Raw genomic sequence first — 26,068 nt, 5'->3', positions numbered from 1 at the left:
AAAAACCAGCGTCAGGCGCACTCCTTCACATTGCTTAGATGCATCGAGGGGGATCGTCCCGACACCTGCCGGTTCGGGGAGTCGTGCACGGGACTTTATCTATGATTGTGGCGGCCTCATCGGCGCGCCTGCACGGATGCCGGCTATCCGGCGCAACCACTGCAACCACTGCATTTAGGTCGGAACGCACGTGCATCCGTGCTAGCAGGCCCTCGCCATCGTACCTTCATGAGGAGACCTGCCATGCTCTTGCACTTCAAGCGCAAGCTGGTGACGGTGTCGCTGACGCTGCTTCTCACCAGCGCCGCCGCGTCCACCGCACTTGCCGCCAATCAAGGCCAAGCCACCGAGACAGGCGCGACCAACGCAAACGCACGAATCACCGCGTCCGTCGTCCTGCGTGTCCACAATCAGGATGCACTGGAAAACTTTGCCAGGGATGTCTCCAGCCCCGGAACATCCAACTTCCGGCAATTTCTCACCACCGAGCAATTTGCCGCTAAGTATGGCGCGAGCAATGAAGAAATCAGTCGCGTAGCACGCTTTCTGCAGAATCACGGTATCCAGGTCAATGAAGTAGCGAGTAACCATCTTCTGATCAAAGCCAGTGGCACTGCCGCCCAGTTCAACGCCGCATTCGCCATGGGTCTTCGTGACTATGTAAGGAACGGCCGTGTCTTCCATCGGCCTGATCACAACCCAAGCTATCCGGCAGATCTAGTGGATGTCGTCACACACGTATCAGGCTTGTCAAACGAATCGTTCCGAACGCCAAAGAACCATCGGCCGCTGAGCCAGCCTGACTTCTCTGCTAAAGCCAACTTTGTACGGTCGGCCACGGCATCGACCAGTGGAAGCCCATCCGTCACGTTTGGCACACCACTCACGGTGTTCGACGTCGCCAACATCTATGACATCAATCCGCTCTACGCCGCTGGCATCGATGGTGCTGGCTCCACGGTGGGCATCGTCACACTGGCCGACTTCAATCCGTCGGATGCCTACACCTACTGGTCATTGATCGGTCTGCCGGTGAAATCCAACCGCATCCTCGATATCCCCGTGGATGGAGGGGGTCAACTGAGCGCGATCGCCGGATCCGATGAGACAACGCTGGATGTCGAGCAATCCGGCGGGCTCGCACCGCAGGCGAACATTCGCGTGTACCAGGCCCCCAACACCGATCCGGCCTTTATCGACGCCTTCAATCAAGCCATCTCCGACAACGTCGTCGACTCGATATCGACCAGCTGGGGTGAGCCGGAGGTGTTCCTGTTCCCGACGGCATTCGATGGAAACATCGACAACCGGGGAGAGTTCGCGGCCTTCCATCAGTTGTACCTCGAAGCGGCGGTACAAGGTATTTCTCTGTTTGCCGCATCGGGCGACTCAGGAGCGTATGACACGAACCGTGACGGCGCCCCCTTCCCATCCTTCACCAAGGTACTGACTGTCGATCATCCGTCCTCGGACCCCGCCATCACCTCGGCCGGCGGCACCACGTTGCCTTACTCGCATATCTTCAGAGGTGCCACCGTACCGTTTGTCGTGCCCACGGAAGAAGTATGGGGCTGGCACGGACTTCAGGACTATCTGAACACCGACGCCGGGCGCAATGTCAACTTGTTCTCAGCAGGCGGCGGTGGTGGTGTCAGTATCGTCTTCAAAGAACCGTTCTATCAGCTCTTCACCCATGGCATGCGCACGACCGAGCCCAACCAGAACTGGGTGGACATCGTAGACGGCAATATTGAGCTTCTGAATCTCCCGGCGCACTTCCATGGACGCAATCAACCCGACGTGTCGCTCAATGCCGATCCGGAAGTGGGTTACTTCGTGTTTACGACGCTGCCGGGTGAAGGGTCGATCCAGGCGGGGGGAACCAGTTTCGTAGCGCCGCAGCTCAACGGCATTACGGCACTGCTCAAGCAGGCTGACCATCGCCGCATCGGCTTCTGGAATCCGCAGATCTATCTGCTGCAGAACGTGCTCGGCTATGGTGGGCCGTTCAGCCCGTTCCGCGACATCACCCACGGTGACAATTGGTTCTACTCAGGCGTCGCCGGCTATGACGACGGAGCTGGCATCGGCACACTGGATGTCGCCAACCTGGCGCTGTGGTTCAGCGCCTTCTGAGCCTCATGATGCGCAACCGGCGGTTGCCTCGCGCGCCGCCGGTTTTCATCAAAGCATCTAAAGAACCGGGGGCGGACGGGCGGCATAGTCATTGCCGGGATAGCTCGTGGCCACGACGCCATACGATCGCCGCCAGGGCGGGCGGCGGATCGGTCATCTGACTCGTCTCGCATTCGCAAGGAGCTCGCAAAGGCTGCTTCAGCGGGCCGTTCAACTCCTGGAGGCGGCTTACCTACGGCAGCGCCTTCACTTGGAAATCGTGTTCTTGTAGATTCGCCCGTCTTTCATGATGACCAGGAAATTCTTCGCCGGGTCTTCGATCAGTTTGATGTTTTTCAGCGGATCGCCGTCAACCAGCAGCAGATCGGCGAGCGCGCCCTCTTCAACCACGCCAAGCTTGCCCCGGTAGGGACTGCGCTCGCCCGATAGTGCGAGCAGTTCACCGTTGGCGGCAGTGGCCATGCCAAGTGCCTCGGCCGGCGTGTACCACCTGGTGAGACTAGCCAGCAGCGAACCTTGGCGCTTAGCCAGCTCAGGCGCGAACACGATGTCGGTGCCGAACGCGGTTTTGAGGTGATATTTCTTTGCGAGCTGATAGGTTCGATCGGTGCCGGCCATCACCTCAAGCATCTTTTTCGCTTGGTCGGAACCGGCCGGAAAGATGTGCGCGAACTCGTCGGGAAACGGCTGGATGCTTAGCCATGTGCCCCTGTCGGCCATGAGCTTTGCGGTCGCCTCGTCCATCAATTGCCCGTGCTCGATGCACTGGACACCTGCAAGGACGGAGCGCTGGATCGCCTCCGGTGTGTACGCATGCGCGGTGACGTAGGTGCCTCGGTCGTTGGCCGCTTTCACAGCGGCCTGCAACTCGGCGGTGGTGAACGTGATGGCATCGATCGGGCTGTGTGGCGACGCAACGCCGCCGCTCGCTGTCAGCTTGATCTGTGAAGCCCCTTGCATTAATTGCTCGCGGGCGCGCCGCGTCACCTCGTCGGGAGAGTCGGTGACAATGGCCGCTCCAAGTTGCTCCATGCGCACCAGCGGCATCCCATCGATTCGCGGCACCTCGAACAACTGACGGAAGTCGCCGTGGCCGCCTGTGACCGTGAGCATGGCCCCCGACGGAAAGATGCGCGGGCCCGGAACCACACCTTCGTCAATGGCGCGCCTCAGGGCGAAGGCCGGGCCGCCCAAATCGCGTACGGTGGTGAAGCCGCGCATCAGGGTGTCGGCGGCCTCGGCACTGGCGACAAGCGTGGAATAGCCGATGTCGGCGGACAGTACCTGCGCGGCTGTTGGCCGCACCAGTATGGTATGCCAGTGCGCATCGATGAGCCCGGGCATCAGTGTGCGGCCGCCACCGTCGATGATCGTAGCGCCTGCGGTGGCATCCGCAGGAATAGCCGTAGCGGAAATCCGCTCGATCCGGTTGCCTCGTACCAAAACGTTGGCAGGCCCCGACAGCGCGGCTCCCTTGCCATCAAAGATGTGGACGTTCTGGAACAGGACCTGCGGCGGCGCCGACTGAGGAGGTAGACCCCGTGCGGGCGCGGCCCCCTGGGCCCAGGCATTCATCGTAAAGGCGATTGCCAAAACGCTGGCGAACAAACGCTGCACGATCTGGGGATTGGGCATGGCCAGGTGCCCTCTGCAGATGAGCCACAATTAATAAAGGAACCCGCGTGACACGCGCGTGATACGACGCTGACACTTCTGGACTGCTGATCCTTGGGCCCTATTGCGCAGAGGCACCCACCTCAGCGAATGCCCAGAAAACCCAAAACGGTCAGAGTGCACTTCCCAGGAAGTGTTTTCTCTTAACGTATGGCTAGCCGCCGGCACGCTCACCACGGTACCTGAGCCAAGCGCCAAATGAGGAGGCGGAGGTAGTCAATCGCGCCTAATGACCTCCGTCTCCAGCTATTGTCCCCAGCTGTTCCAGGCGCGTCGGCCTCAACCACTACCTTTCGAATAATCGGCCGCCGCGGGTAGCAGCCCATCGTAAGCGAACGAGATTCCCTCCCGAACAACGGCGAGGCGCACTACGGGCCGTGACTCAGCCGCTCTTCTCTTTAGGGTTTATCGACCTTGACCGTTGCCGATGCCGCTGGGACGGTGGGCAGCTCCTCGCTGGTGTATTCGTAGACATCCGAGCCGATGGCATAGGCGATGAAGTGTCGGCCATCGGGCAGCACGCGGATCTTGTTGACCACGCGTCCCATCTCCACGGGTTCCCAGTGCTTGCCACCATCCTTCGTCTCAAAGCCGCCCTTGGTGGTGCCAACCCAGCCTAGATCGGCATTGGCGAAGCCCACACCGAACTCGGTGACCTCCTTGTCGTCCACCAGTGGCAGCTCGCTCCATGTCTTGCCGCCATCCGTCGTTTTCGCCACCCAGCGCTGGGATGACTTTGCATTGCTGTCGTAGCTCTGGATGGTGGCGTAGCCCACGCGCCTGGTGGGAAAGTTACCCTTCCAGATCAGTTCCGACGGCCGTTTGGATTCGTACACACGAGTCCAATGCGTGCCGCCATCGTGAGTCGCAATAATGACGGCGTGCGATTTGGAAAGGTCTGCGTCCGAGCCACCGTAGATCACGCCGTTCTTGGCATCAAAGAATTTGACGTCCACGATCATTGCGATCCACGGCGTCATGTCGGTATTGATCCAGGTTTTTCCGCCGTCCAGTGAGCTGAGCAGCCGCGCTGGGCCATTCACTCGACCGGCCGCATGAATGACTGTGTTGGAGCTGTCGTGCGATGCCCCATCAGGGTGAAAAATGTCGATGCCACAGATGCCCTTCATCGCGGGACCGGGAATATTCGTCACCGCGTGCCAGTGTTCACCGCCATCGATCGTCTCATAGAGCGGCGTGCTATCCGTGACGCTTGGGTAATAGCCTGTGCCAATGTTCCCCGCGTAACCGTGCTGCGCGTCGACCATGCCTATAGCGCGGAAGTACGTCCCCGGCTGCTTGAGGACATTCTGCCAACTGCGACCACTATCCGTGGTTCGCCAAATATTGCCTTTGCCGTTGACGTAGAAGCCGACGTCTCCATTTGCAAAGTGAATATCGTCCTGCTTGCCCTTGTAAGGCTCGGTCGGAAGCTTCTGCCAATGACTTCCTGTCTCCGGCACTAACGGCGCGTCGGCGGCGAAGGCCGCGCCATGGGCACAGGCAAGTGCCAACGCTGTGACTGACAGTGTCTTGCGGGCGAGAACGACAACTAGCGAATCAGGTGCGTCGTTGGGCATATCCAAGTGCCTGGTAGGAAGTTCAACGCATATCCTGGGTGAGCCATCCCGGCAACAACAGGCCGCTGCACTCATCCCAGTCCGTGGGGCGTGCGTCTGCGCAGAACCAACGTTCCACTGCCGATCACAACGATCCCTTGCGCGCACCTTGCGAAGTGAGGCGCGCGCTAAATGTCTGATGCAAGTCGAGCGAACGGCAGCTTATAGAAGGTGCGATCGATGAGCTCGTGTCGATGGGCACATGACTGATGGCACACCCATGGACGTCCAGCGTAAGCGATGGGCCAAGGCGTGGTTCTGCTCAAGTGCGCCCGGCAGAAACCGGGTGACGAAACCGGAGCAAAGTGCCCTTTCTCCCATTTTCGCGACGATACAACGCGCTACTTCTTCGGCGATACTCGAACAATGAAGGCTATGCAGAGGTCGGAGTGCTCCCTTCGGGCATGCTCAAGAAGGAGCACGCGTTTTAGGAAACCTTACCCAGGGATGGCCCCTTCTCCATTTCCACGCACGACGTTGAGGTGGTGACTCATGCGTTACATGGTCCAAGTGCCTTCAAGTGAGCCTTGGGTGGACACGGGCGTCATTGTTTTCCAAGGCAACAACCTGACGTTCCGGGCTACCGGTCTATGGTGGGATGCGTACATTCCGTGCTCAGCGGATGGCTATTCGGCCCGCCTGTTCTATGCACTCCATCGACCGCCAAGAATTCCCGATGAGGGTCGCTTCTTCAGGCTCATGGGGCGTGTTATGCCTTTTGGTGAGCAACCTGGCACCGACGATGCAGCGCAAACCTTCGTGATCGGCCGTCAAAGCCAGCGACGTTTTGAGGGTGAAGGCCGGCTCCATGTCTTTTGCAATGATCGCGCTGGTTACTACGGGAACAATTGGGGTGCGGTTTCGTTGTCCATCACGAGCGATCGCTAGGGCGTTGTTCGTCTAACGTATGGCTGCCGGCTACATGCAAAAGACGGCGCCTAAGAGCCCCTTACAAATCTACGGAGCGTCATTCCGGCGAAGGCCGGAATCCAGTAGCCGCAGTTGTCGGTTATCGCGAAAACCACGCATTACGGTTACTGGATGACCAGCTTCGCTGTTGTGAGGCACCTCCGGCCTGCGCCGGAATGACGGACCTGAAGCTCTGAGGGGTTTTGCTAGCATCTCCAAGCAAAATCCGTGAAGAGCACGCTGGGAACGTAGGTGCCGCATGGTGTGGGTTCACAGCCGAACTCTTATTGGCGACTAACCTACTTGTTCCATGCGCTGATATTGAATACCAGTGTTCCCTTTACGCCTGGCGCGCTTTTGCTGTCGAAGGATTCGCTGAGGGTCGCCTTGCCGTTGGACCACGGAATGGGCGAGTACCCCGTGCCGGTAGGTGCTGCCGCCACGCTCTGCCAACGGGTTCGTACCTGCCAAGCCTGGCCTGGGGCTGATGGTGGAAGAATTTCCACGATCAATGTGTCCCGATACAGGTAACTTCCTTCGTAGTGCTGATCGAACCAGAGCACCTGGTTGATCTTGTAATCCGGCACGCGCACGCCGAGGGTCAGGCTGTAAGACAACGAGGGGTTGTTCGGGTTGACCCGTGCGATGTCGGCCAGAAAAACGCTGAACAAATAGATCGTTCGACGCGACGTGTTGGCGGCTGATGTCAGCTCTTGCTGCGTACGGCAGGCCACGGAGTCTTCCTCGGCGGTTCGCCGGGTCAGATACCACGGCTTTCCCCGAGGCGATGCGAGTACCTCAAACTGATACAGCGCGTCTACGTTGTTGCTGTGCTGGATATCCGGTGGCAACGTGACACTTTCTATCACCGCATAGATGTCCACCCTCACATCGCCAAAGAGGAAGCGAGTCAGGTTCTGATACGCCTCTTCGCTGTTGACGATGCCAAAGTAGCCAGAGTGCGATCGATATGCGTAAGCCGAAGCGGCGGGTGTCTCGGAAAAATTGTCGTCGATGCTGCATATCGACGCGTTCTCAATTCGCACCAGTCCATCGCTACCGTGGCCGGCGAAGGTGCGAGACAGGCCTTGCGCTACCTCGTAGTCACCACGATTGCTTCCAATCATGCAGAAGCAACGCTGGATATCGAAGTCTTTTCCCTTGCGAAGGTAGTCGGAACGCCCTTTGGCTTTCAGGGCGTCGTCATACCCGAAGAGGGCCATGAGGTTTTCACGATTGAACGTGTTGATGTCAAAGAGACTCAGCCACTTCGGTACGTTGAAGCCACCCATGTCGATGCCGTTGTGGGGCGTGGCATAGGTAAAGAACTTATCCACCGCCGCCCTCGCCAGGTTGTCGCCGAGCGCTGGGTTCTGCAGAAAGGCGCGACACACCAGGCCACCCATGGAGTGAGCCACCAGGTAGCATTTGAATTTGTCGGGCGTCACGCCATTGGCTGGGTTTTTACAGACAAAGTCGCGCACCTTGAGGATGAGATCGGACAGTCCTTTGGCAAAGCGCTCCATGGAGGCGCTCAGTTGGCCGCCAACTAAGGGCGCGGTGTCGTCATAGTATCGATAGATGACGATGGACCTCGTCGGCAGTCGACCCATATAGCCAAGGTCCGATAGGTCCAGACCGTTGTCGTAGATGGCGGCGTAGTCGAAGTCCTTCATCAAGCGGATCACTGGCGATTCAAACACGAACCGCTGTGCGGGCTTGTCCTTGTCGCTCACCGCCCGGTAAACGGTGGATCCCGCATTGAAGCCGCAAAAGGGGTCAGCAGCCGTTTCATTCTTTTCTTCATCCGTCATGGCGTAGCCGCGCACGTAGATGATCGGATAGCGAACGTCTGGCATGGTGAGCCCTCCTATCTGGCCAAGGTCTTGATCAATCGTGGTGGATCGGTTGGCAACGTTGCGTCATTTCATGCGCTTGGAAAGCTCGTCTCAATACGACTAAAGCGGTAAACAAGCCTCGGTGGGGCTCAGAAATGGGGCGGCCTGGCTGCCATGGCCTCGCATGTATCCATGAATAAGCGGAGACCAACGTCGTGGTGCGCTATCCAGGTATCACATGACCATCAAAAAGCGCGCCAGTAGGCAGGTCGGTTTCGAATCGGATCGGTGCCTACCAAACTCCACTAATTCAACACCATCCCCGGATACCAACCGCTCTTTGTCAGGAACGCGTGCGGGTCATTCATCTGGATGATGTCGCGGATGGCCTGGCGCTTATCGGGCGTGTGCTGGTAGTAGGACTTCACGATACGGTAGCCAACCCAATAGCCGAGGTCACCCACCTTCTGCGCGGTGGTGTTGTCGGTCCAATCGGATAGATCGGTTTTGTCCACGTCGGCCGCAAACTTGGTTTCAATCTCCTTTTCGTGGCCCTTGGTCGTCGTTTGCAGTAGCTGATAGGCGACGTGGCCAGACGTCATCTCACCCACGAATTCGGCCGCGCCTTCAAGCAGGGACCGCTCCAGCACGGTGGCGCGTTCATCGTTGGAAAGCTTCTTGTCCTGCTGGGAGTGCACATACTCGTGTGCGATCACGTATACGAAGCGGTCGTCGACATTGGCAATGAGCTTGCGCGCCATCGGAGAGCACATGCCCTCCAGCCCGATCTGCACGCCATCGCCAGGGCCGGAGATGGCCAGGGGCCGTCCGCGGCTGACCAGGATCGTCACTGGCGGTTTCTCGGAATCCGGATAGAGCTGCACCAGCTTGTCAAAGGTCACATTGAGTCGCTCGCGCACTCGCGGCAGGGCCGCCATGCAAGTCCTTGCCTCTGTATAGAGCGCGGGCTGCGTCTCGATGGCCTGCGCAATGCGTTGCGCATTGACGTTGCGCACCTTCATAAGGTGGTGCAGCCCTTCGGTGCCCGGGTCGATATAGTCACGCTGCAGTTGATCTGCGGTGGGATGCCCGCCGGCAGCGTTGTAGACCTGGTAGAAACGGGTAACGTCTTCGGTCTGAATTTCGATATGACTGACTGGCGCGTGCAGCGTTTCCTTGGCCTCGGGACCTGTGGGTTGATCTGCGGCGTGAGCAGTACCAAGTGCAAGAGCGCAGGCCAACGCCAGGCCTATGGGCAAACGGGGAGACATGCCTGTTTCCTTGGAGTGAACTGTCTGGGCGGGATGCAAGCGAAAGTCTTCGCCGATCGCTACCCACAAGGAAACACAAAGCGACTGCCACAGCGCAAGTGGCTCGAATCACATGGCAACACTCAGGTAAGTTCTGACGGAACGCTCGCCAGTGTCATCGGCCACGAACGAAGAGCAAGGGGTGCTCAATCTCACCGCCCACACTCAGGCATAAGCGCACTTTCGCTCCATCCTGCGTCGCCTCATGGCTCTAGGCCGCAACCACTAGGGCGTCTTTCGATCGTAATAAGTTGAGTCGCTCACTATGCGGTGATCCTTGACCGTATAAACCGACATGATGCGAAGGTTGACGGGTTTGCTCTGCGCATCTTTCAGGTGACCGGTGAGCACAAACTGCACGTAAACGTTGTCACCCGTGCTTTCAATACTCGAAATGGTGTCCTTGGCGTCAGGAATGGCCGCGAATATCCAGCGGTAGGTGTCGGCGATCTTTGCATTTCCCGCTAGCTCCGGGTGGTCTGGACTGCGCAGCATGGCATCCGTCGTATAGAGAGCTTGAATGGCGTCGGCGTCATGTCGATTGAAGGCCTCAAATTTTTGCGCGACGGTTTTTTCCGGCCCGATGCCCGTTGAGGCAGAAGCCACCATCGGCTCCGCGGGAGCCGCGAGCAACGTCGCCCCCATAAAAGGACTAAACGCCCACGCGAGTACCATCGTCACTGCTTTCATGAGAATCATCGCCTGTTAGCTATGGGAGTAGGATGAGCGGCACGGCGGGTTACGCGCTGCCGCGTGGCACCTTGCTTGTGGCACCAACACTCCACAGCTATTGCATCGCGAGACGCATGCAGATGATTGGAAAAAGCCGACACCCGGACCCATCGCAATCTATCCAGAGCGACCCGTCAGATCGCGGTGCGTTTGGGCAAGGCTGTGGCGTCTTGCGTCATTCACCCGAGCCGGGGAGCTATCGACACACACGCTATGCGCCTTCCACGGTGCTTGCCGAGTGGGTCGAACATTTCTGGCTGGAGCAGTGGGATCTCAGAGGGCGCGCACCTCAGGCCCGCGTGGTGCTGCCGCATCCGTCAGTGCACCTGGTGTTCGCACCCGGACGATCAAAGTGCTATGGCGTGCAGCTGACCCGCTTTGCGAGAGAGTTGAAAGACCAGGGGTACATTCTTGGCATCAAGTTTCGCCCCGGTGCGTTCTATCCCTTCTTTCGTCAGGCGGTCAGCACCCTTGCCAACTCTGCTGTGCCTGCGGAGCAGGTTTTTCCCGGAGCCGAGTTATGCGAGCAGCGCGTACTGGCGTGTGGTGAGGATCTCGCCATGGTGGCCGCTGCTTCGGCGTTCCTGTGCGAACATTTGCCTGCCCATGACCCTCACGTCGACCTGGCCTGTGGCATCGTCGAAACGGTGGCGAACGACGCCAACGTCACACGCGTTGAGCATCTCATCAAGCGGTTTGGCATATCGGAGCGAACGCTCCAGCGACTATTCAATCGATACGTCGGCGCGAGCCCTCGCTGGGTGATCAAACGCTATCGCGTGTACGACGTACTGACCCGACTCACTGCGGGCGAATCCATTGCATGGGCGACGCTCGCACAGGACATGGGCTATTTCGATCAAGCGCACTTCTATAACGACTTCAGAAAGCTGGTGGGTTGCTCGCCAGGGGAGTACCTGCAATCAGAGTCGTAGATTGCGGGTGATATACCGACGGCTTTCAATCGCACGATGATGGCTGGTGCGGCAGGTGACGTGCCAAGGACCAGGCAAACGCCGCGAGTTGCCAGATCTAGCGAGGTAACGGACGCCAACCATCATCATTTTGGAAGGTGTCGACTGGGATGTCGCGGCTGCGCGCTTCATCCACGATCATCCGCGCTACCTGATCACTGCCAAACACAAGCACGCGATCCGCCTGGAGCAGGGCGACCAGCAGTCCGCGCCAACGCTCGGGGCCATCACCAAACTCCGGCAGGGCAGGCACGATGTCGACATTGGTGCCGGTTCGCTTGGCCCAGCGTTTTGCCAGGCGGTCGGCGCCTGAGCGGTTGCCGATGATCAGCAGCGCGATGTCGTGAGTGTCGAGCACGCGCTCCATCACAAGGGCGTTTTGGTAGTCGCTCGCGCCACAGACGAACACGATCGGATAGGTCTCGGACACGGCTGAATTTCCTGTCGGGCACGGCGAAACGACGACTCGGCGCGGTCGCTGAATCGTGTAGGCGAATGCCTTGTTCAAAGGTCAATGAACGCCGAAGGATGGCGCACCGAACCTAGCTTCGATGCGCCACGGGGGCGATCATCGAACGCGGTCAGGTGGCGACGGTGGGTGGGTGTTGCGACCCATCGGCCGAGTGTTCAAGACAGCAACGTGCTGCCTCAACGCCGGCCTTCATGTCACCGGAAGCCCGCTGCACCACCGGCTGAGCCCACCGTACCCGCGCGGTGGCCCGACGCGGGCGCCAGCGGTCACGGTGCATTCGCAACGTGGTTGCTACCGCAGACGCCTTGGGCATCGGGTGACGCATGGGAGGGTGGACGGGGGCCAGGCCGTGGGCTGGCAAGCCGCCGGTGCGCGCCGTTGCACCACTGCCATCGGCAGGTGGCAGGCGGACGCGTGTCGTATGATCGTGGACAGCCATCATCAACTCTTCGTAAGTTGGTTTTGGTTAGCGGGTCGGGAGTGCTCTAACACTCTCGGCCCGCGCCTCATGACACGAGGGTCATGGCCACTCGCCCAAGCACAACCTCTGCCCCCGCGAGTGACAGCACGACGTTAGCAAAACAGCGGCGATATCACCTGTCAGTGATGGCCGATACTTTTTGCCCGCCTTGTGGCTGTTTCCAGCGATAGCGGTGTCGTATCACCGCCGGGCGCCGGGGCAGCCAGGGGCCCACACAGCCCACGTTGCTCTTCACAAAACGTTGGCAAAAACCCGGCAGTACAGAAAGCTTGGGAGCGCTGCTTTTGGGGCCCCGCCATCCGGCTTAAAAGTCGATGGCGACCACCCGGGAATGGGCGTATGTTGCCTCGGCGCATATCTCATATATGCGTACTTGCGCAAACGCTCGTCGGCGCGACCGACAGCAGCGTTACCAGGGGGCGCGGTCACCTATCGAAACGAACGGGAGACCAGTGTTATGCATACTCGACTGCTTGTTGCAGTAGCAGCCATGGCGTTCGCAACATGTGCTTTAGGTGCATCCCCAACCACCCTCACGCTACAACGAGGGGGCACTACGGTGCCAACCACCACGCCTCTTGGTGGCGCACCGATTACAGCTCTGGAGCTGGATCCGGCGTTGGCCGGCGGGGAGTCGGATTCGGGGGGTGACCAGACTTACGGTCAGCCCGTCGTGAATCGCAGCATTGCGCATGGACATGCGGGCAGCAACAAGATGGGCAACGCCAACCGCGCCAAGTCGCATCCGGAACTCCTGGGTGGTTTCGATGGCCTCAACTTCCACGATCAGCGTTACGCCAATGGTGGTAACCAGTTCTCGGTGGAGCCGCCGGATCAGGGGCTATGCACCGGTAACGGGTTTGTTATGGAAAGCGTCAACGACGTTTTGGCCATCTATGACAGCGCGGGCAACAAGCTAGTCGGGCCAGTGGATCTCAACACGTTCTATGGCTACTCCGCGGCGATCAATCGCGGCACGGGACAGTACGGCCCGAGCATCACGGACCCTTCCTGCTACTACGATGCAGGCACGCAGCGTTGGTTTCAGGTGGCGTTGACGCTCGATCGCATTGGTACGACCTCAGCATTGGCTGGCACCAATCATCTGGATATCGCGGTCAGCCAGACCTCCAACCCCACCGGTGCCTGGACCATCTATCACTTGCCGGTGCAGAACAATGGCACGCAAGGCACGCCGGATCACGGTTGCGCAGGTGGCTTCTGCCTGGGCGACTATCCGCATATCGGTGCTGATGCCAACGCCATTTTCCTGACCACCAACGAGTTCGCGTTGTTCGGCCCAGGTTTCTACGGTGCGCAGATCTACGCGATCGACAAACAGGCATTGGCGTCGGGCGCTCCGTCACCAAATGTCGTGTTGTTCAACGGTGGTGACCCGAGCATTCAGGCAAACGCGTTCACCGTGTGGCCGGCTATTTCAACGGGCGGGCAGTACCCCACGGCGCATGGTGGCACGGAGTTCTTCCTCAGTTCGGACGCCGTGTTCTACAACTCGGGTACGTCCACCACTGTCTGGCTGTGGTCGGTGTCCAACACGCAGGCGATCACCAGCGTGCCCGGGGCATTGGTGTTGAATGTTTCGCCGCTCACGGTGCAGCAATATGCCGTGCCAACCAGCGACGCCCATCAGAAGCCGGGCAGCACGCCATTGCGCGACTGCTTCGCACTGATCACCTGTGCACCGGTCTATCTCGGCTATCCGAGCATCGTCTACTCGACGCCGCGCGACGTCGCAGTGAATGACTCGCGCATGCAGCAGGTGACCTACGCCAACGGCAAGCTGTGGGGCACGTTGGATACCGACGTGGTGCTGAGCGACGGAAGCCATGGCTCAGGCATCAATTACTTTGCAATCAACCCGAACTCCGGCCACATCTTTGTCAATGGCACGCTGGCCCTGCCGGATGCCAACCTGACCTACGGCGCGGCGGCCGTGACGCAAAGTGGTCGTGGCGTTATCGCGTTCACCGTGGTGGGTCCCAACGACTATCCGAGCGCCGGTTACGCCAGTTTTGATGCAAAAATCGGTGCCGGCGATGTGCATATCGCCCAGGCGGGCGCAGGTCCGTGGGATGGCTTTACGGGCATCCCGTACTTCGGCAGCGCACCGCGCTGGGGTGACTACGGCGCGGCGGCGGTGGATGGCAACACCATCTGGATCGCGTCGGAGTACATCGCCCAGACCTGCACGCTGGCGCAGTACCTGACCCCGCCGTTCTTCCAGTGCGGTGGTACGCGCGGTGCCTTGGGCAATTGGGCCACACGCATCTCGCAGATACAGCTCTGATCGTTGCTTAAAGCGTCCAGGAACGGGCGTGATGGGTCTATCCCATCGCGCCCGTTTTGCATTTGATGCGGGAGCATCGAGTCGGCGACGAATGGACGGGTGGAGCATTCCACTCGTTTTCACAGGATGGCCGCCGTTTCACACCATGTGACGTGGCGGTGTCGACCATGGGCGATGAAGCACCTGATGCCGGATGGGTCTACGTCATGTCGCAAAGCTTGTTTGCCCGGCCGGACCGAACACCGCTGTGCGTGAACCGTTCTAACTGTGCGGCGGATGCATAGGTCGAATGAAAGGGCTCGCCACCATGCAGCACATGGAAAGGATCGACCGACATCAGAATAATAAGGTCGACTTCGGCGCGGAGCAGGATATGGCTGTCTGGTGATGATGCCTGCGGTGCGTGCATGTCACCCATGTGATCGCCATCGTCACGCGCGAACAAATGCAACGGGCACGGCGCTCGGGCCGAGCCGGTCAGTGCATATCCGATGACGTCGCGAAACCGATCCTCACACTGGCCGGGCTTGTAGTGTCCGTGTCGACCGCAGTCATCGTCATTGGCGGCCTTCAGTGCGGCGCGTGCGTCATGAACTGGGCTTTCGATCCATGTAAGCACCGGGCGTTGACGATTCGATACCATCGTGTCGCCACTGCGGACCGTTGTGCGTCCGATATGCGAACGACTGTGTTGCACGGACAAGTGCTCGCTGTGATGGGGATCGCATAACGCCCACAGCCATGCCGTCAGGTTGGGTTGGCGACGACGAATGCAAAGTCGTTCGCCGGCCGCGACGCGCATGGTGCTCGCCTCTTCGAGGTTAACCGTTGTCAGCCCTGACTCATCCATGGATGCACCTGCGGTCTTCCGGTATTGCTTCGCTGTGGATTGCGGTGAGCCAGGTCGCGCACAGAAGCATCGGCATCGACACGCCGCCTTTACGGGCAGCTGTCGTGCCTTTCGCTAAGCTGAGCAACAGCACTGGTCGTGGGTAGAGCGGAGTGGATCCGCGCTGAGAACATGCCGGGGTAAGCATGGAACATCGCAGCGCCCGAGTGACTATTTGGCATTCGGCGTACGGGCTTCTTCAAATACCACAGGCCCGTCGGACGAAGCGTATTTGGCACGCACCGCCGACGTATTGCATGTGACATTGGTCAGGTCATGGTGGTTTCGATGAATGCGTTATCCATGACGCACGTTCAGGCATTTACGTTGCGCCAAACTTGCGCCGTGTTCCAGGGCGGACACATCCAGAGAGTAGAGTGAGCGCGAATGTCCGATGTCGATCTGAAGCAGCCGCCGTCGTTTTCCATGGAACGGCATGACGCGAGTGGCCGCTGAACATTGGCAAGGCCAGTTGACCCTCTACCATGCACCCCATGAAGCATCGCTTGAAGCGTGGGGCGTTGCGGACCCTCCCAGGGTTGTTTGTTGGCGTACCCTGGCGCCGCCGTTCAACGAAGGAGAAACGCGCATGACCACGTTGTTGCTGATTCGCCATGGCGAAGTGCCGGGCATTCAACCGCCCACGTTTCGCGGGCGGCTGGATCTTGCGCTCACCGACAACGGCAAGCACCAGGCCGAGCTGACACGTGACCACCTTGCAGAGCACTGGAAGCTCAACGCGATCTACTGCAGCCCCTTGTCCCGTTGCGTACGTACCGCCGGCACCATCGGTGCGCCGTTCGGCCTGCAGGGCATCACGCAGGAAGGCATTATCGATATTGATTACGGCAGCTGGGGCGGCCTTGCAGTGGCTGATGTCGAGCAGCGTTGGCCGCGCGAAGCCGGCCTTTGGAGAGCGGCGCCCCACCGATTTCGCATTCCCGGCGGCGAGTCGCTGCAGGAAGTGGCCGCCAGATCCACCGATGCGCTGGACGACATTCTCGACGCGCATCCGCAGGACACCATTGCCGTGGTGACCCACGACAGCGTGATTCGCGTGCTGCTCTGCCACTTTGCGGGGTTGCCGCTGTCCAGCTATTGGCTTTTCCAGCCATCGCCCTGCGGGATCAGCGTGGTGCATATCGGTGATGATGTTGCCATTCCGGCAGTCAATAGTGCCCAGCACCTCGGGCACTTGTGAGTTGCCGATACTCAGTCAGGCGCTCAATCGCCTCCGCAAATTGGCGGCAAAACGTTCCGCTGTTTCGGGCCGGCCTGCAAGGTGAAGCAAGGGCTCGATCACTTCCAGTTCCATCAGAAGGAAGCGGCCCTGGGTGATCACGCCATCTACTCGAGCGTAGGCAATGTCGGCATGGCCCATTGCCGCTGAAGCCTCGAGAGCTCGCTTCGCACTGGCAACAAGCGTCGCATCAGGTTCGACAGCTCGGGCGGTGCCGCCAAATTCGCCTTGCACGCGGTAGTCACCGTCGGCCGGACGCTTGATCACCGCGTGGCTGTATTCGCCATCGAAGAAGATCAGAGACCATTCACCGTCGGTGACGATCTCAGGTACGTAGGGCTGCACCAGATATTCAAACTCTCGCGGCAGCTGCGCAATGGCTTGATCCATCGCCGCATCACCTACAACGCCACGCACGGTATGCCATGCCGTGCCACTAATCGTTGGCTTGATGACGACTTCCCGCCCATGCATGGCAGCCAGCGCGTGTGGCAAATGCTTTGCCGATACGATGGTCGTGGGAATGATATCGACGCCGTGTTTCGCCAGCTCGGACAAGTAACGCTTGTTGCTATTCCAGCGCAACACGGCCTTGTTGTTGATGGTGGGAACGGGGAGCGCATCCAGCCATTGGCTGAAGGCCGCGTAGTGCTGAAAATAGTCCCAGGTGGAGCGCATCAGCACCGCGTCATATTGCGACCAGTCGACGGCAGGGTCATTCCACACGCACGCCACGGGCTCGATGCCGAGACGTTGGAGCGATGCCGCCAGGTGGGCATCATCCGGATGGATGTCCGGAATGATGGACGATGTAGCGATGGCAAGACGATGAGTGAAAGATGCAGACATTGCAAAACCTCCAACGATGGAGGGCGCCCTTGTCTGATAGATCGGGACCGAGCGTGGCGGACCTGGTCCGTCGCAGCACCCCTCGGCTCCGACTGCGTGATAGCTGGTATGCACGCAACGAGTAAGCATCGCCTTGACGATGCCTGATAAGTCTCACTGACTCGTCGGCATGCCGTCAATGTACCGTTTCAAAACAAGCGGCAGACAAACCGATGCGAAGGCATTGGCAAGTGGCATGATAAACCCGACGCCGCGCGCACCGCGGTGCAGAGAGAACTTCCACTTTTGATGGACCTAGTTATGGAAAACGCTGTTCCAGCCTTTTGCGCCATCTACCGTTGGCGTCTCCATCCTGGCTCTGAAGCATCCTTCGTCGAGGCCTGGTCACGAGTCACGCAGCTGCTCTTGACCGAGCGAGGATCGCTGGGCTCACGCTTGCACCGTGGCCCCGACAATATTTGGTATAGCTACACGCAGTGGCCATCGGCGGCGGCAAAAGCAGAAGGCCTCGCGCGACCGTCCGTCGATCCGGAGGCCTGGCAGCAACTGCGGTCGGCGATCGCGGAGAGTTTGCCGGAGTTGATTCTCGAACCCGTATCGGACTTCCTGGCGCCACTTCCACCCGATGGTTTATCGAGCAACCCAACGGGTTGATGACCTCGCTGCCATCCATGTAGCGAGAAAGTCAGGGGCGGCGTGCTGAAGCGTTCGCCTCTGACTCTAGGTGGGCATGCCTCACTCGGAAAGCGGGCGCGGCTGGTCCAGATGGGCCGTGGTGGTTTTCTTCAGTAGCCACAGGTTGCGGGCGTACAGAAAGGGCAGAAACGCGTAGCTCAGGATGATGGGGAGCTTGTCGATGTGCAGCGCATATACCAGCTGCAAGGCGCTTCCCCAAAAGCTGAGTTGCCAGAAGATGGGCGGCACTACCAGCTGCTTCTTCTTCTCCGAAAGCAACCACTGGATGACGAACCGCGCACTGAAGAGCCCGGCGCCAGCAAGACCTATCACCGTCCATAGCCAGGATTCGCTATAAAGCCACGGGGCCCAACTTCCGATCAGGGGTGAGAGGAATCCGCTCGAATCTTGCATCTTGGCCCAGGCTCACGTTGGTGGAGCCGAGATCTTGCAGCCTGATGGAGCGCGCAGCAAGCTGGGCAAGGCCTGATCGATGCCACCTGAGGTCAGGGCGGGCGACAGGGTTCCGCCACCCCCGGCGGGCATGCACTGGCGATGGTGGGTGGCTGGCGTATCCTGTATAGGCAGGGCCCGAGCATTCGATTCGAAGTTCCGTCTACGGATCGCCAATGACATCGACTACCACCACGACCGATCGTCGCGTCTTGCACGACGCGCAAGACTTTTCGTTGGTTCTCGGCGGGCCGCTTTTCCAGCTTCTGCGTCGAGCACACCTGGCCGACGACTCGCTGTCCCTGTTGCACAAACGCATCTTTGTGATCGCGCTCTTGGCGTGGCTGCCGCTTCTGGTCCTTTCAGCGCTGGAAAGCCATTTGTGGGGCGGTGCCGTGGCGGTGCCTTTCCTCAGGGATATGGAAGTGCACATCCGTTTCCTGGTGGCGGTGCCCTTATTGATTGTTGCCGAGGTGGTCGTCAACCAGCGCCTGCATCCGATTGCGCAGACCTTTCTGGATCGGAACTTGATTCCGGAGAACGCCAAGGCGCGCTTCGATCATGCGATCACGTCGGCGTTGCGCCTGCGCAACTCGGTGCTCGCCGAGGTGCTGCTGATCCTTATCGTATATACGGTCGGCGTGCTGGTCGTATGGCGCCACTACACCGCGCTCAATGCCGACACGTGGTATGGAACATCGTCGAGCACCGGCTCGAAGCTTTCGCTTGCGGGCACATGGTATGGCTACGTAAGCCTTCCCCTGTTTCAATTTCTCTTGGTCCGCTGGTATTTCCGACTCTTTATCTGGGCGCGGTTTCTCTGGCAGGTATCACGCATCAAGCTCAGCCTTATTCCGACGCATCCCGATCGCCTTGCCGGTCTGGGATTTCTTCCGGCGACAGCCTATGCGTTCAGTGTGCTGCTGGTGGCACACGGTGCCATGGTTGCTGCGCAGCTCGCTAATCGCATTATTTTTCTCGGTGCGTCTCTCTTTGAGTTCAGGGTCGAGATCGCAGCCATGGTTGTGTTTCTGCTGTGCGTGGTCTTTGGACCGCTGCTGGTATTCACACCTCAACTTTCCATGGCGAGGCGGACGGGTCTTCGTGAATACGGCACGCTTGCGGAGGGTTACGTACGCGAATTCGATGGCAAGTGGTTGCGGGGTGGTGCACCCGGTGATGAGTCGTTCGTAGGGAGTTCCGACATTCAGTCACTAGCGGATCTGGGCAACAGCTACGAAGTACTGCGGACGATGCGCGTCATACCCGTTACCCGGGACGCCATCGTCCAGCTGGCGGTTGCTGTGCTCGCACCGATTGCACCGCTCGCGTTGACCATCTGGTCGCTGGAAGATCTGGTGAAGCAGCTGTTCGGCATTTTGTTCTAGGGTCACGTCAGCTGGATTCTGATAACGCAGCTTTCCTCACCACGTGTAACGCAATCCGGCATCACCCCACACACCCTTGCGAGTTCCATCGGTGGATCCCGAGATGGAATGCGCGTAGCCGAACTGACCATAGAAGCTCATACGTGGCGTGACGTAGGCCGTCAGGCCGGCGGCAGCATCGAGTCGTGTCGCCTGCTGCGCCAGCGGCACGAGTTCGATATGGTCGTACATGGTCGATGCACGACCTCCTGCATCGCGCCATAGGTTGACGCGCACGTAGGGCTGCCATGTGGCCCCAGTTTCGCCGACAACCGTCCATTGAAGGCGCACGCCAAGCCGGCCAGACACGCCCGAGGTTGTTCCCGGCGACACGTCGGTGTTGCCATCATTGGCAGTGTCCAGCCCGGTACGTTGCCATACCACCTGGGCCTGCGGCTCCACCATCGCGTCGGGCCCCAGCGGTATCGCGAAGGGATAGCCTGCTTCGATGGACGCCACGCCGCCCCAGCCGTTGAGTGCGAGTTGGGCGAACGATGTGCGCGCCGTGCCGTCGTAATGCGTGCCTTGCAATACCGCATCCAGATACCAGCCGGCGGGCCCGTAATGCGTCCAGTAGGCGCCGCCGGCGTACGCATTGAGCCGAACGGTGCCGGTTTGGGTCATCACATACGCCGTGGCTTGCGCATTGGTGACGAGGCCATGCGCATCGACATCGCTATGGCTGTAGGCAAAGTACAGGCCGGCAGCATCGACATGATCGGGCCATAGACTTCCGCGCCACACATCCACGCCCGTCTGCAGGCCGAGCAGCGAGCCTTGCCCGGTCGCATTGGTGAAGCTCTCGTAGCGATTGTCGACCTGCTGTCCGAACAGGCGAGCCCAGCCGGAATTCAACCAACCGTCGCTGTCTGATGGGGCGTGAACGGGCGCGCTGGTGTTTCCGATGCGCTCGTGCAGCGTGCCGAGCATGGTGAGACCTTGCAGGCGCGTCATGGGTTGAGCGATGCCATAGGTGGACAACTCGGGACCGATGATCGGGTACTCGCCGGGGGGCAGTACGCCAGGTGGGGGAGTGAGTGGCAGCGATTCGATGGGGGGCGGGGGATCGATCGGAGGTGCCTCAGCGGATTCGTTGACGATGAAATCCGAACGCAGGAACCAGTCGTCCGGGAACGCGCCGCCTTGGCCGCCGTGGAACAGGCGATAGTCGAACGCGCCGGCACGCAACTCACCGGGAGCCTGTACGAATGCGCCTGGGCTTGTAGTGCCACCGTTGGACACCTGTACTACCGGGATGCCGTTGGCCGTCGTCTGTCCGCCCGGACCACCGACGTTGGTGACCAGCAGCGTCGTCGTACCGGTGGCCGTGCCACCGTTGATGACCATGTTGTCCGACGGCGAGGTGTCACCGCCAAGGTAGGTATTGATGGCCAGTGTGCCGCCCTGGCCAACGTAGTTGCCCGTGGTCAGCACGGCGCCGGGATCCCTCGCAATGCGCACCAGGCCGCCGTTGGTGACGCTTGCGACGGTCTGATCGAAACTCTGCACATCCAGCGTTGCGCCATTAGCGACGGCGTACGCCGAGTTGGGGCTGAAGACGTTGGTCGCCCCCGCTGCAAGTCGACCCGACTGCACAAGGGTCGGGCCGGCATAGGTGCCCGATCCCATGAGCACGGTGGTGCCTGTGCCGATTTGCGCCAACGCACCGCTACCTGAAATGGCGTTGGCTACGGTCATCGTGTCGGAGCGATTGAACGCCAGCAGCGCGTTGTCCACGACATCGCCCGTGCCTAGCGTACCCGTGGTCGTGCCATTGCCGATCTGGATGGCGCCGGCCGTAATCGTGGTGATACCGCTGTACGTGTTGTTGCCGGTGAGTGTCAGCGTGCCGGGGCCCAATTGCTGCACCGTGCCCGTTCCGCTGATCACGTTGGCGTAGGTCGTGCTCGAGCGATTGAAGGCCAGTGCACTGTTATCCACGATATCGGTAGCGACCGTGCCATCCAACACGCCGTTGCCGATGCTGAGCACGCCCGCATTGATGATGGTGGCGCCGGATTCCGCGACACTGCCGGTGATGAACAAAGTGCCATCGCCATTCTGCGTGAGGGTGCCGCTGCCGGTAATCGTGCCGCCAAACGTGATGTTGTCGGAGTGATAGAAGTCGAACGCAGCGTTGTTTACGACATTGCCCGTAATACTTCCCAGCGTGCCGTCATCGCCTATCTGCAGCGTGCCGGCGTTGATGGTGGTGCCGCCGGTATAGGTATTGGTACCGGTGAGCTCGGTGATGCCGGGCCCGACTTGCACCACGCCACCACTACCGCTGATGACCATGGGGACGACTAACGTGTCGGAGCGATCAAAGGCGAGTGTCGCGTTGTCGATGAAGTTGGTGCGCGTGCTGCCGACGGTGCCGCCGTTGCCCAGTTGCAGCGTACCGCCGCTGATGTTGGTAGGCCCGTCGTAGACTTCATCGGCCGCCAGAACTAACGTGCCGGCGCCGAGTTTGGTCAGGCTGCCACCGCCGTTGATCGGTGAGGTGAATGCTGCGGAATAGCCATGGGTATCGATGGTTCCACCGGGCGGATCCAGCGTCACGGCCCGTCTCGGTGATGGGTTGAAGCTGGCTTCGAACTGCAGTGTGCCGCCGGTAAAATCCAGCAGTCCGCTGGCAAAGCCGAGGCTGGCGTCGCTGGATACGCCGAGAACGCCTTTGTTCAAATGGGTGCCGCCGGCATAGCTGTTATTGCCTGACAGGAGCAGCGTTCCAGCATCGGTTTTGGTCAGCATGCCGAGGCCATCCACCACGCCCGACAGGGCCAGGGTGGTGCTGGCGACGGGCGCAAAGGTGCCGCCGCCGGTATTGAGAGTGACGTGACGCCCCGAGCTGATGTTGGCAGTGGTCGCCAAGGTGCCGGTATCCAGGCTGAGCCCCCCGCTGGCGGCGCCGAGATGGCTATCCGAACTCACTTGTAGCGTGCCACCGTTGATCTCGGTGCCACCGCTGTAAGTATTCGCGCTGCCCAACACCAGGATGCCGTCGTCGCGTTTGATCAACGACGCCGCGCCGCTTGGGCCATCGATGATCGGTGCGTTGACGGTTGCGGTGAGCCCCGGGTCGACTCGAATGACGGTGCTCGGATCCGCCGCCAGGCTGAAACCGTTGCCCTGGATCACGTAGCCCGAGGTCAGGAATTGCATACCCGAAACCCGGACATCCTCGACCAGCGTGACCGTGCCGGCCGTACCTTCGAATACTGCAAAGCCGTCGTTCCATGGGGCGATGCTGCTCTGGGTCGCTGTGGTCCAGTTTGTGGTGACGGTGTCCCAATTTGCCGTTCCACCATTGGCCCGACCAATAACCGTCCGCACTGGGCCATTCCAAAACTGCACGGGCACGCCGCCTGCAGCAACAATCAGGTTGACCTGGTTGGGCACCGTGGTCTGGATCTGCAGATCGCTCGAAGAAAAGCCCGTAGGCAGCGTGCCGAACGCCAATCCGTTATTGGTCAGCGTGCCGCCGTAGTCAAACACGCGGTAGGCGCCCGTGCCGAAGCCGCCCAGGTCAGTGATGTTCAGGGTGCCTGCCAGCGTGAGGTTACCGGCCACCTCGGTGAGATCGTTGGTGGTCCCGCCTACGATATTGGGCAGGCCAAACTCGTAATCGAGCTGTGAGCCACCATTGAGCACCAACGAGGCCACGTGCAAGGTACCGGGACTGTCGCCCGGTGCAAGGTGACCACCGCTCGCGATGTTGACTGCCCCGGTAATGCTACCGATGCCACCGAGAATGGCGTTGTTGTTGACTAGCGTATTGCTCGCAATGGCGCCGTCGACGTTGAGACGGCCTGATGCCACCGTCGTCGCCCCGGTATAGGTGTTGGTGCCGCTCAGGGTCAATAGGCTGCTGCCCGCTTGCGTGAGAACGCCGGAGCCGCTGATCGTGGCGGTATAGCGGAAGTCGGCGGCATGGTCGAAAACCAGAGCGCCGTTGTCGACGATGTTGCTCGCGACCGTGCCGTCGGCGCCGACGCCATTGCCGAGCTGAAGCGTACCCGCCGTGATCGTGGTGAGGCCGGTGAATGTATGGTTCTGGGTAAGCACCAGCGTGCCTGTGCCTGCCTGGGTCAGCGAGCCGCTGCCACTGATCACTTCACCGTATGTAACCGTGTCGCTGCGATCGAACACGAGCGAACCGTTGTCGGTTACGTCACCGTCGACGGTTCCCGTGGTTCCACTGGCTCCCCCCGCGCCCACTTGCAGGGTGCCGCTGCTGATCGTCGTGCGGCCCGTGTAGGTATCGGTGCCGGTCAGGATGGTCGTGCCGCCGCCGATTTGCGCGACGAGTCCAGTGCCCGAAATCAAATTGGAAAACGTAACGACATCGGAGCGATCGAAGGCGAGTGTTCCGCTGCCGTTGACGGTCACGTTACCGACGATGCTTCCGGTCGTGCCGTTGTTGCCCAACTGCAACGTGCCAACATCCATCGACGTGCCGCCGGTGTAGTTGTTGTTGGCTGTCAAAATGGTCGTGCCCGGGCCGATCTGCCTGATCGTGCCGTTGCCGGATATCACGCCCGCAAAGGCGCTTGTATCCGACCGGTTGAAGCTCAAGGCGCCGTTGTCGGTGATATTGCCAGTGACGCTCCCCGATGCGCCTCCGGCACCAAGCTGCAGCTCGCCGGCACTGATGGTGGTGCCACCTGAGTAGTTTTCATTGCTGGTCAGGGTGAGGATGCCAGCACCACTCTTGGTGACGGCGCCCGTGCCAGTGATCAATCCTGCGTAGGTGCCGTCGTTCGCTTGGCTAAACAGCACCTGGCCGTTATCGGTAATGCTGGGAGGAAGGCTTACGGCAGCAGCGACCAAGGTGCCGGCGGAATCCACCACCATGCCGCCGGTGAATCCCGAATTGTTGCCGACGAGGGCCAGCGTGCCCTGGTTCACATCGACGCTCATGTTGCCAGTGATGGAGCCGGTCAGAGTCCACGTGCCGGTGCTGATCTTGGTAAGGGTTGCAAACCCCTTGATCGATCCCGGCAGTGACTGCGAGCCCGCACCGGTCAATGTGATGCTGTCACTGCCTCCGCCACCCTGCAGCGAACCGGTGATTTGAGAGCCCGTGTAGAGCGTGACCTGATCTTGATGTCCCACCAAAGTCAGGTCGCCATCGACGATGCCGTAGTTAGTGAACAGGACGTTGGCACCCGTGGTGCCTCCCATCACGCCATGGGTGGATCGGATGACACCTGTGGCCAGGTTGAACACTGTATTCGTACTGCTTCCGTTTGCGAAGTTGATCGCAAACGAGGGGGCCGAATAGATCAGGCCACTGTTGCTGATGGTATTGCCCGTCCCACGAAGATTGATCGCTGCGGCCGTCGGAATGCTGCCGTTGCTTGCGACCGTCGCCGCCATACCGATGTTCAAGGTGGTGTTGGCGTTGAAATCGATGGTGTTCTTGCTGTTTCCATTCGGGCCGCCACCACCGTTGGCGCTATTGCTTACCGAGGCGTAGTTGCCAATGTTGATGACACCGCCACTGTTGATGGCAATAGCCTCTTTGTTCTGCAGCAATACATCCGCTGCGTTGGACGTCGAGGTGCCGCCGTTGATGGTCACCGTATAGTTGTTTTGTGAACCGTTGCCAATGCTCTGGTGATAGGGATCGGGATTGGAGGCATCGCAGGTGGCAGATCTACTGCCGACGGTGCAGTTGGCGAAGGCAAGGGCTGGCAAGCCGCCATACAAGCTGACGCAAAGCGCCCAGGCCAAGGGGCAGGGCAGATGGCGAGGCGATGCCGCGCAACACAACGAGCATCGAATGGTTGGCATAAGCGCAACCTCTTTCCCGACCCCCGTGCGAGCAATGTACTCGCCGATGCATCAACGTTATGCGTACCTGCACCGCAACGTCTTTTGTTGCGACGAAGTCCTCGTCCATGGCGCAACTAGTTGCGACACCTCCGCCGAGGCGAGGTAGAGACGAGAGAAGTTATGGAAAAATGTCCTGCTTCGAGGGTGGCCATCCGGCCACCTTGGCGCATGCCAATGGTCTGCCTTCGCCCCGATAGGGACCTTCTTCCCTCATGGCTACGCACCAGGTACCGGCGCATCT

General features: G+C 60.0%; 17 protein-coding genes and 1 riboswitch. Of the genes, 7 read left to right on the top strand and 10 right to left on the bottom strand.

The window, feature by feature from the left end; translation table 11 throughout:
* The first annotated feature begins 243 nt into the window (after positions 1-243).
* Positions 244-2,136, top strand: coding sequence for a S53 family peptidase (locus tag AC0GUR_RS12360; protein WP_472877786.1), 1,893 nt, complete (start codon positions 244-246; stop codon positions 2,134-2,136).
* A gap of 246 nt (positions 2,137-2,382) precedes the next feature.
* Here the strand turns inward: AC0GUR_RS12360 and AC0GUR_RS12355 are convergent, their stop codons facing one another.
* On the bottom strand, positions 2,383-3,771 hold the full coding sequence (locus AC0GUR_RS12355; protein ID WP_472877785.1) for a metal-dependent hydrolase family protein: 1,389 nt from the start codon (positions 3,769-3,771) through the stop codon (positions 2,383-2,385).
* A 437-nt stretch (positions 3,772-4,208) separates the two neighbouring features.
* A complete protein-coding gene (locus AC0GUR_RS12350) occupies positions 4,209-5,390 on the bottom strand; it encodes a WD40/YVTN/BNR-like repeat-containing protein (protein ID WP_472877784.1) in 1,182 nt (393 codons plus the stop codon).
* A 531-nt stretch (positions 5,391-5,921) separates the two neighbouring features.
* Between AC0GUR_RS12350 and AC0GUR_RS12345 the strand changes: the two genes are divergently transcribed.
* Positions 5,922-6,317, top strand: coding sequence for a hypothetical protein (locus AC0GUR_RS12345; RefSeq protein WP_472877783.1), 396 nt, complete (start codon positions 5,922-5,924; stop codon positions 6,315-6,317).
* Between the two features lie 320 nt (positions 6,318-6,637).
* Here AC0GUR_RS12345 and AC0GUR_RS12340 read toward each other — a convergent pair whose 3' ends face one another.
* The 3 genes from AC0GUR_RS12340 to AC0GUR_RS12330 form a co-directional block, all read right to left on the bottom strand.
* On the bottom strand, positions 6,638-8,197 hold the full coding sequence (locus AC0GUR_RS12340) for an esterase/lipase family protein (RefSeq protein ID WP_472877782.1): 1,560 nt from the start codon (positions 8,195-8,197) through the stop codon (positions 6,638-6,640).
* A gap of 284 nt (positions 8,198-8,481) precedes the next feature.
* Positions 8,482-9,447 (bottom strand): DUF2268 domain-containing putative Zn-dependent protease, encoded by a 966-nt coding sequence (locus tag AC0GUR_RS12335; RefSeq protein WP_472877781.1) that lies wholly within the window; start codon positions 9,445-9,447, stop codon positions 8,482-8,484.
* Positions 9,448-9,711: 264 nt separating this feature from the next.
* Positions 9,712-10,176 (bottom strand): nuclear transport factor 2 family protein, encoded by a 465-nt coding sequence (locus AC0GUR_RS12330; RefSeq protein WP_472877780.1) that lies wholly within the window; start codon positions 10,174-10,176, stop codon positions 9,712-9,714.
* 32 nt (positions 10,177-10,208) lie between these two features.
* Between AC0GUR_RS12330 and AC0GUR_RS12325 the strand changes: the two genes are divergently transcribed.
* On the top strand, positions 10,209-11,153 hold the full coding sequence (locus tag AC0GUR_RS12325; RefSeq protein WP_472877779.1) for an AraC family transcriptional regulator: 945 nt from the start codon (positions 10,209-10,211) through the stop codon (positions 11,151-11,153).
* A 97-nt stretch (positions 11,154-11,250) separates the two neighbouring features.
* Here the strand turns inward: AC0GUR_RS12325 and AC0GUR_RS12320 are convergent, their stop codons facing one another.
* Positions 11,251-11,622, bottom strand: a complete 372-nt coding sequence (locus tag AC0GUR_RS12320) for an SLOG family protein (protein WP_472877778.1) — start codon at positions 11,620-11,622, stop codon at positions 11,251-11,253.
* A 1,082-nt stretch (positions 11,623-12,704) separates the two neighbouring features.
* Here AC0GUR_RS12320 and AC0GUR_RS12315 point away from each other — a divergent pair.
* Entirely contained in the window at positions 12,705-14,453 is a 1,749-nt protein-coding gene (locus AC0GUR_RS12315; protein ID WP_472877777.1) for a hypothetical protein, read from the top strand.
* Positions 14,454-14,652: 199 nt separating this feature from the next.
* Here AC0GUR_RS12315 and AC0GUR_RS12310 read toward each other — a convergent pair whose 3' ends face one another.
* Positions 14,653-15,303 carry a DUF1989 domain-containing protein gene (locus AC0GUR_RS12310; protein ID WP_472877776.1) on the bottom strand — a complete coding sequence of 217 codons (651 nt, stop codon included), beginning with the start codon at positions 15,301-15,303 and terminating at the stop codon, positions 14,653-14,655.
* Positions 15,304-15,931: 628 nt separating this feature from the next.
* On the opposite strand from AC0GUR_RS12310, the gene AC0GUR_RS12305 reads away from it, so the two are divergent.
* A complete protein-coding gene (locus tag AC0GUR_RS12305; protein ID WP_472877775.1) occupies positions 15,932-16,543 on the top strand; it encodes a histidine phosphatase family protein in 612 nt (203 codons plus the stop codon).
* A gap of 15 nt (positions 16,544-16,558) precedes the next feature.
* On the opposite strand, the gene AC0GUR_RS12300 is transcribed toward AC0GUR_RS12305, so the two are convergent.
* Positions 16,559-17,431, bottom strand: coding sequence for an ATP-grasp domain-containing protein (locus AC0GUR_RS12300; RefSeq protein ID WP_472877774.1), 873 nt, complete (start codon positions 17,429-17,431; stop codon positions 16,559-16,561).
* A gap of 14 nt (positions 17,432-17,445) precedes the next feature.
* A riboswitch (S-adenosyl-L-homocysteine riboswitch) is annotated at positions 17,446-17,521 on the bottom strand.
* A gap of 210 nt (positions 17,522-17,731) precedes the next feature.
* Between AC0GUR_RS12300 and AC0GUR_RS12295 the strand changes: the two genes are divergently transcribed.
* Positions 17,732-18,085 carry an antibiotic biosynthesis monooxygenase family protein gene (locus AC0GUR_RS12295; RefSeq protein WP_472877773.1) on the top strand — a complete coding sequence of 118 codons (354 nt, stop codon included), beginning with the start codon at positions 17,732-17,734 and terminating at the stop codon, positions 18,083-18,085.
* Positions 18,086-18,166: 81 nt separating this feature from the next.
* Here AC0GUR_RS12295 and AC0GUR_RS12290 read toward each other — a convergent pair whose 3' ends face one another.
* Positions 18,167-18,439, bottom strand: a complete 273-nt coding sequence (locus AC0GUR_RS12290) for a lipid-A-disaccharide synthase N-terminal domain-containing protein (RefSeq protein WP_472877772.1) — start codon at positions 18,437-18,439, stop codon at positions 18,167-18,169.
* 332 nt (positions 18,440-18,771) lie between these two features.
* On the opposite strand from AC0GUR_RS12290, the gene AC0GUR_RS12285 reads away from it, so the two are divergent.
* Positions 18,772-19,947 carry a hypothetical protein gene (locus AC0GUR_RS12285; protein WP_472877771.1) on the top strand — a complete coding sequence of 392 codons (1,176 nt, stop codon included), beginning with the start codon at positions 18,772-18,774 and terminating at the stop codon, positions 19,945-19,947.
* A 36-nt stretch (positions 19,948-19,983) separates the two neighbouring features.
* On the opposite strand, the gene AC0GUR_RS12280 is transcribed toward AC0GUR_RS12285, so the two are convergent.
* Positions 19,984-25,785 carry an autotransporter-associated beta strand repeat-containing protein gene (locus tag AC0GUR_RS12280; RefSeq protein WP_472877770.1) on the bottom strand — a complete coding sequence of 1,934 codons (5,802 nt, stop codon included), beginning with the start codon at positions 25,783-25,785 and terminating at the stop codon, positions 19,984-19,986.
* Positions 25,786-26,068: the final 283 nt, after the last annotated feature.

The sequence above is a fragment of the Dyella sp. PARNA 12/25 genome (assembly GCF_055702865.1).
The sequence above is the reverse complement of the archived record's forward strand: the minus strand, read 5'-3'. Positions and strand labels throughout refer to the sequence as shown.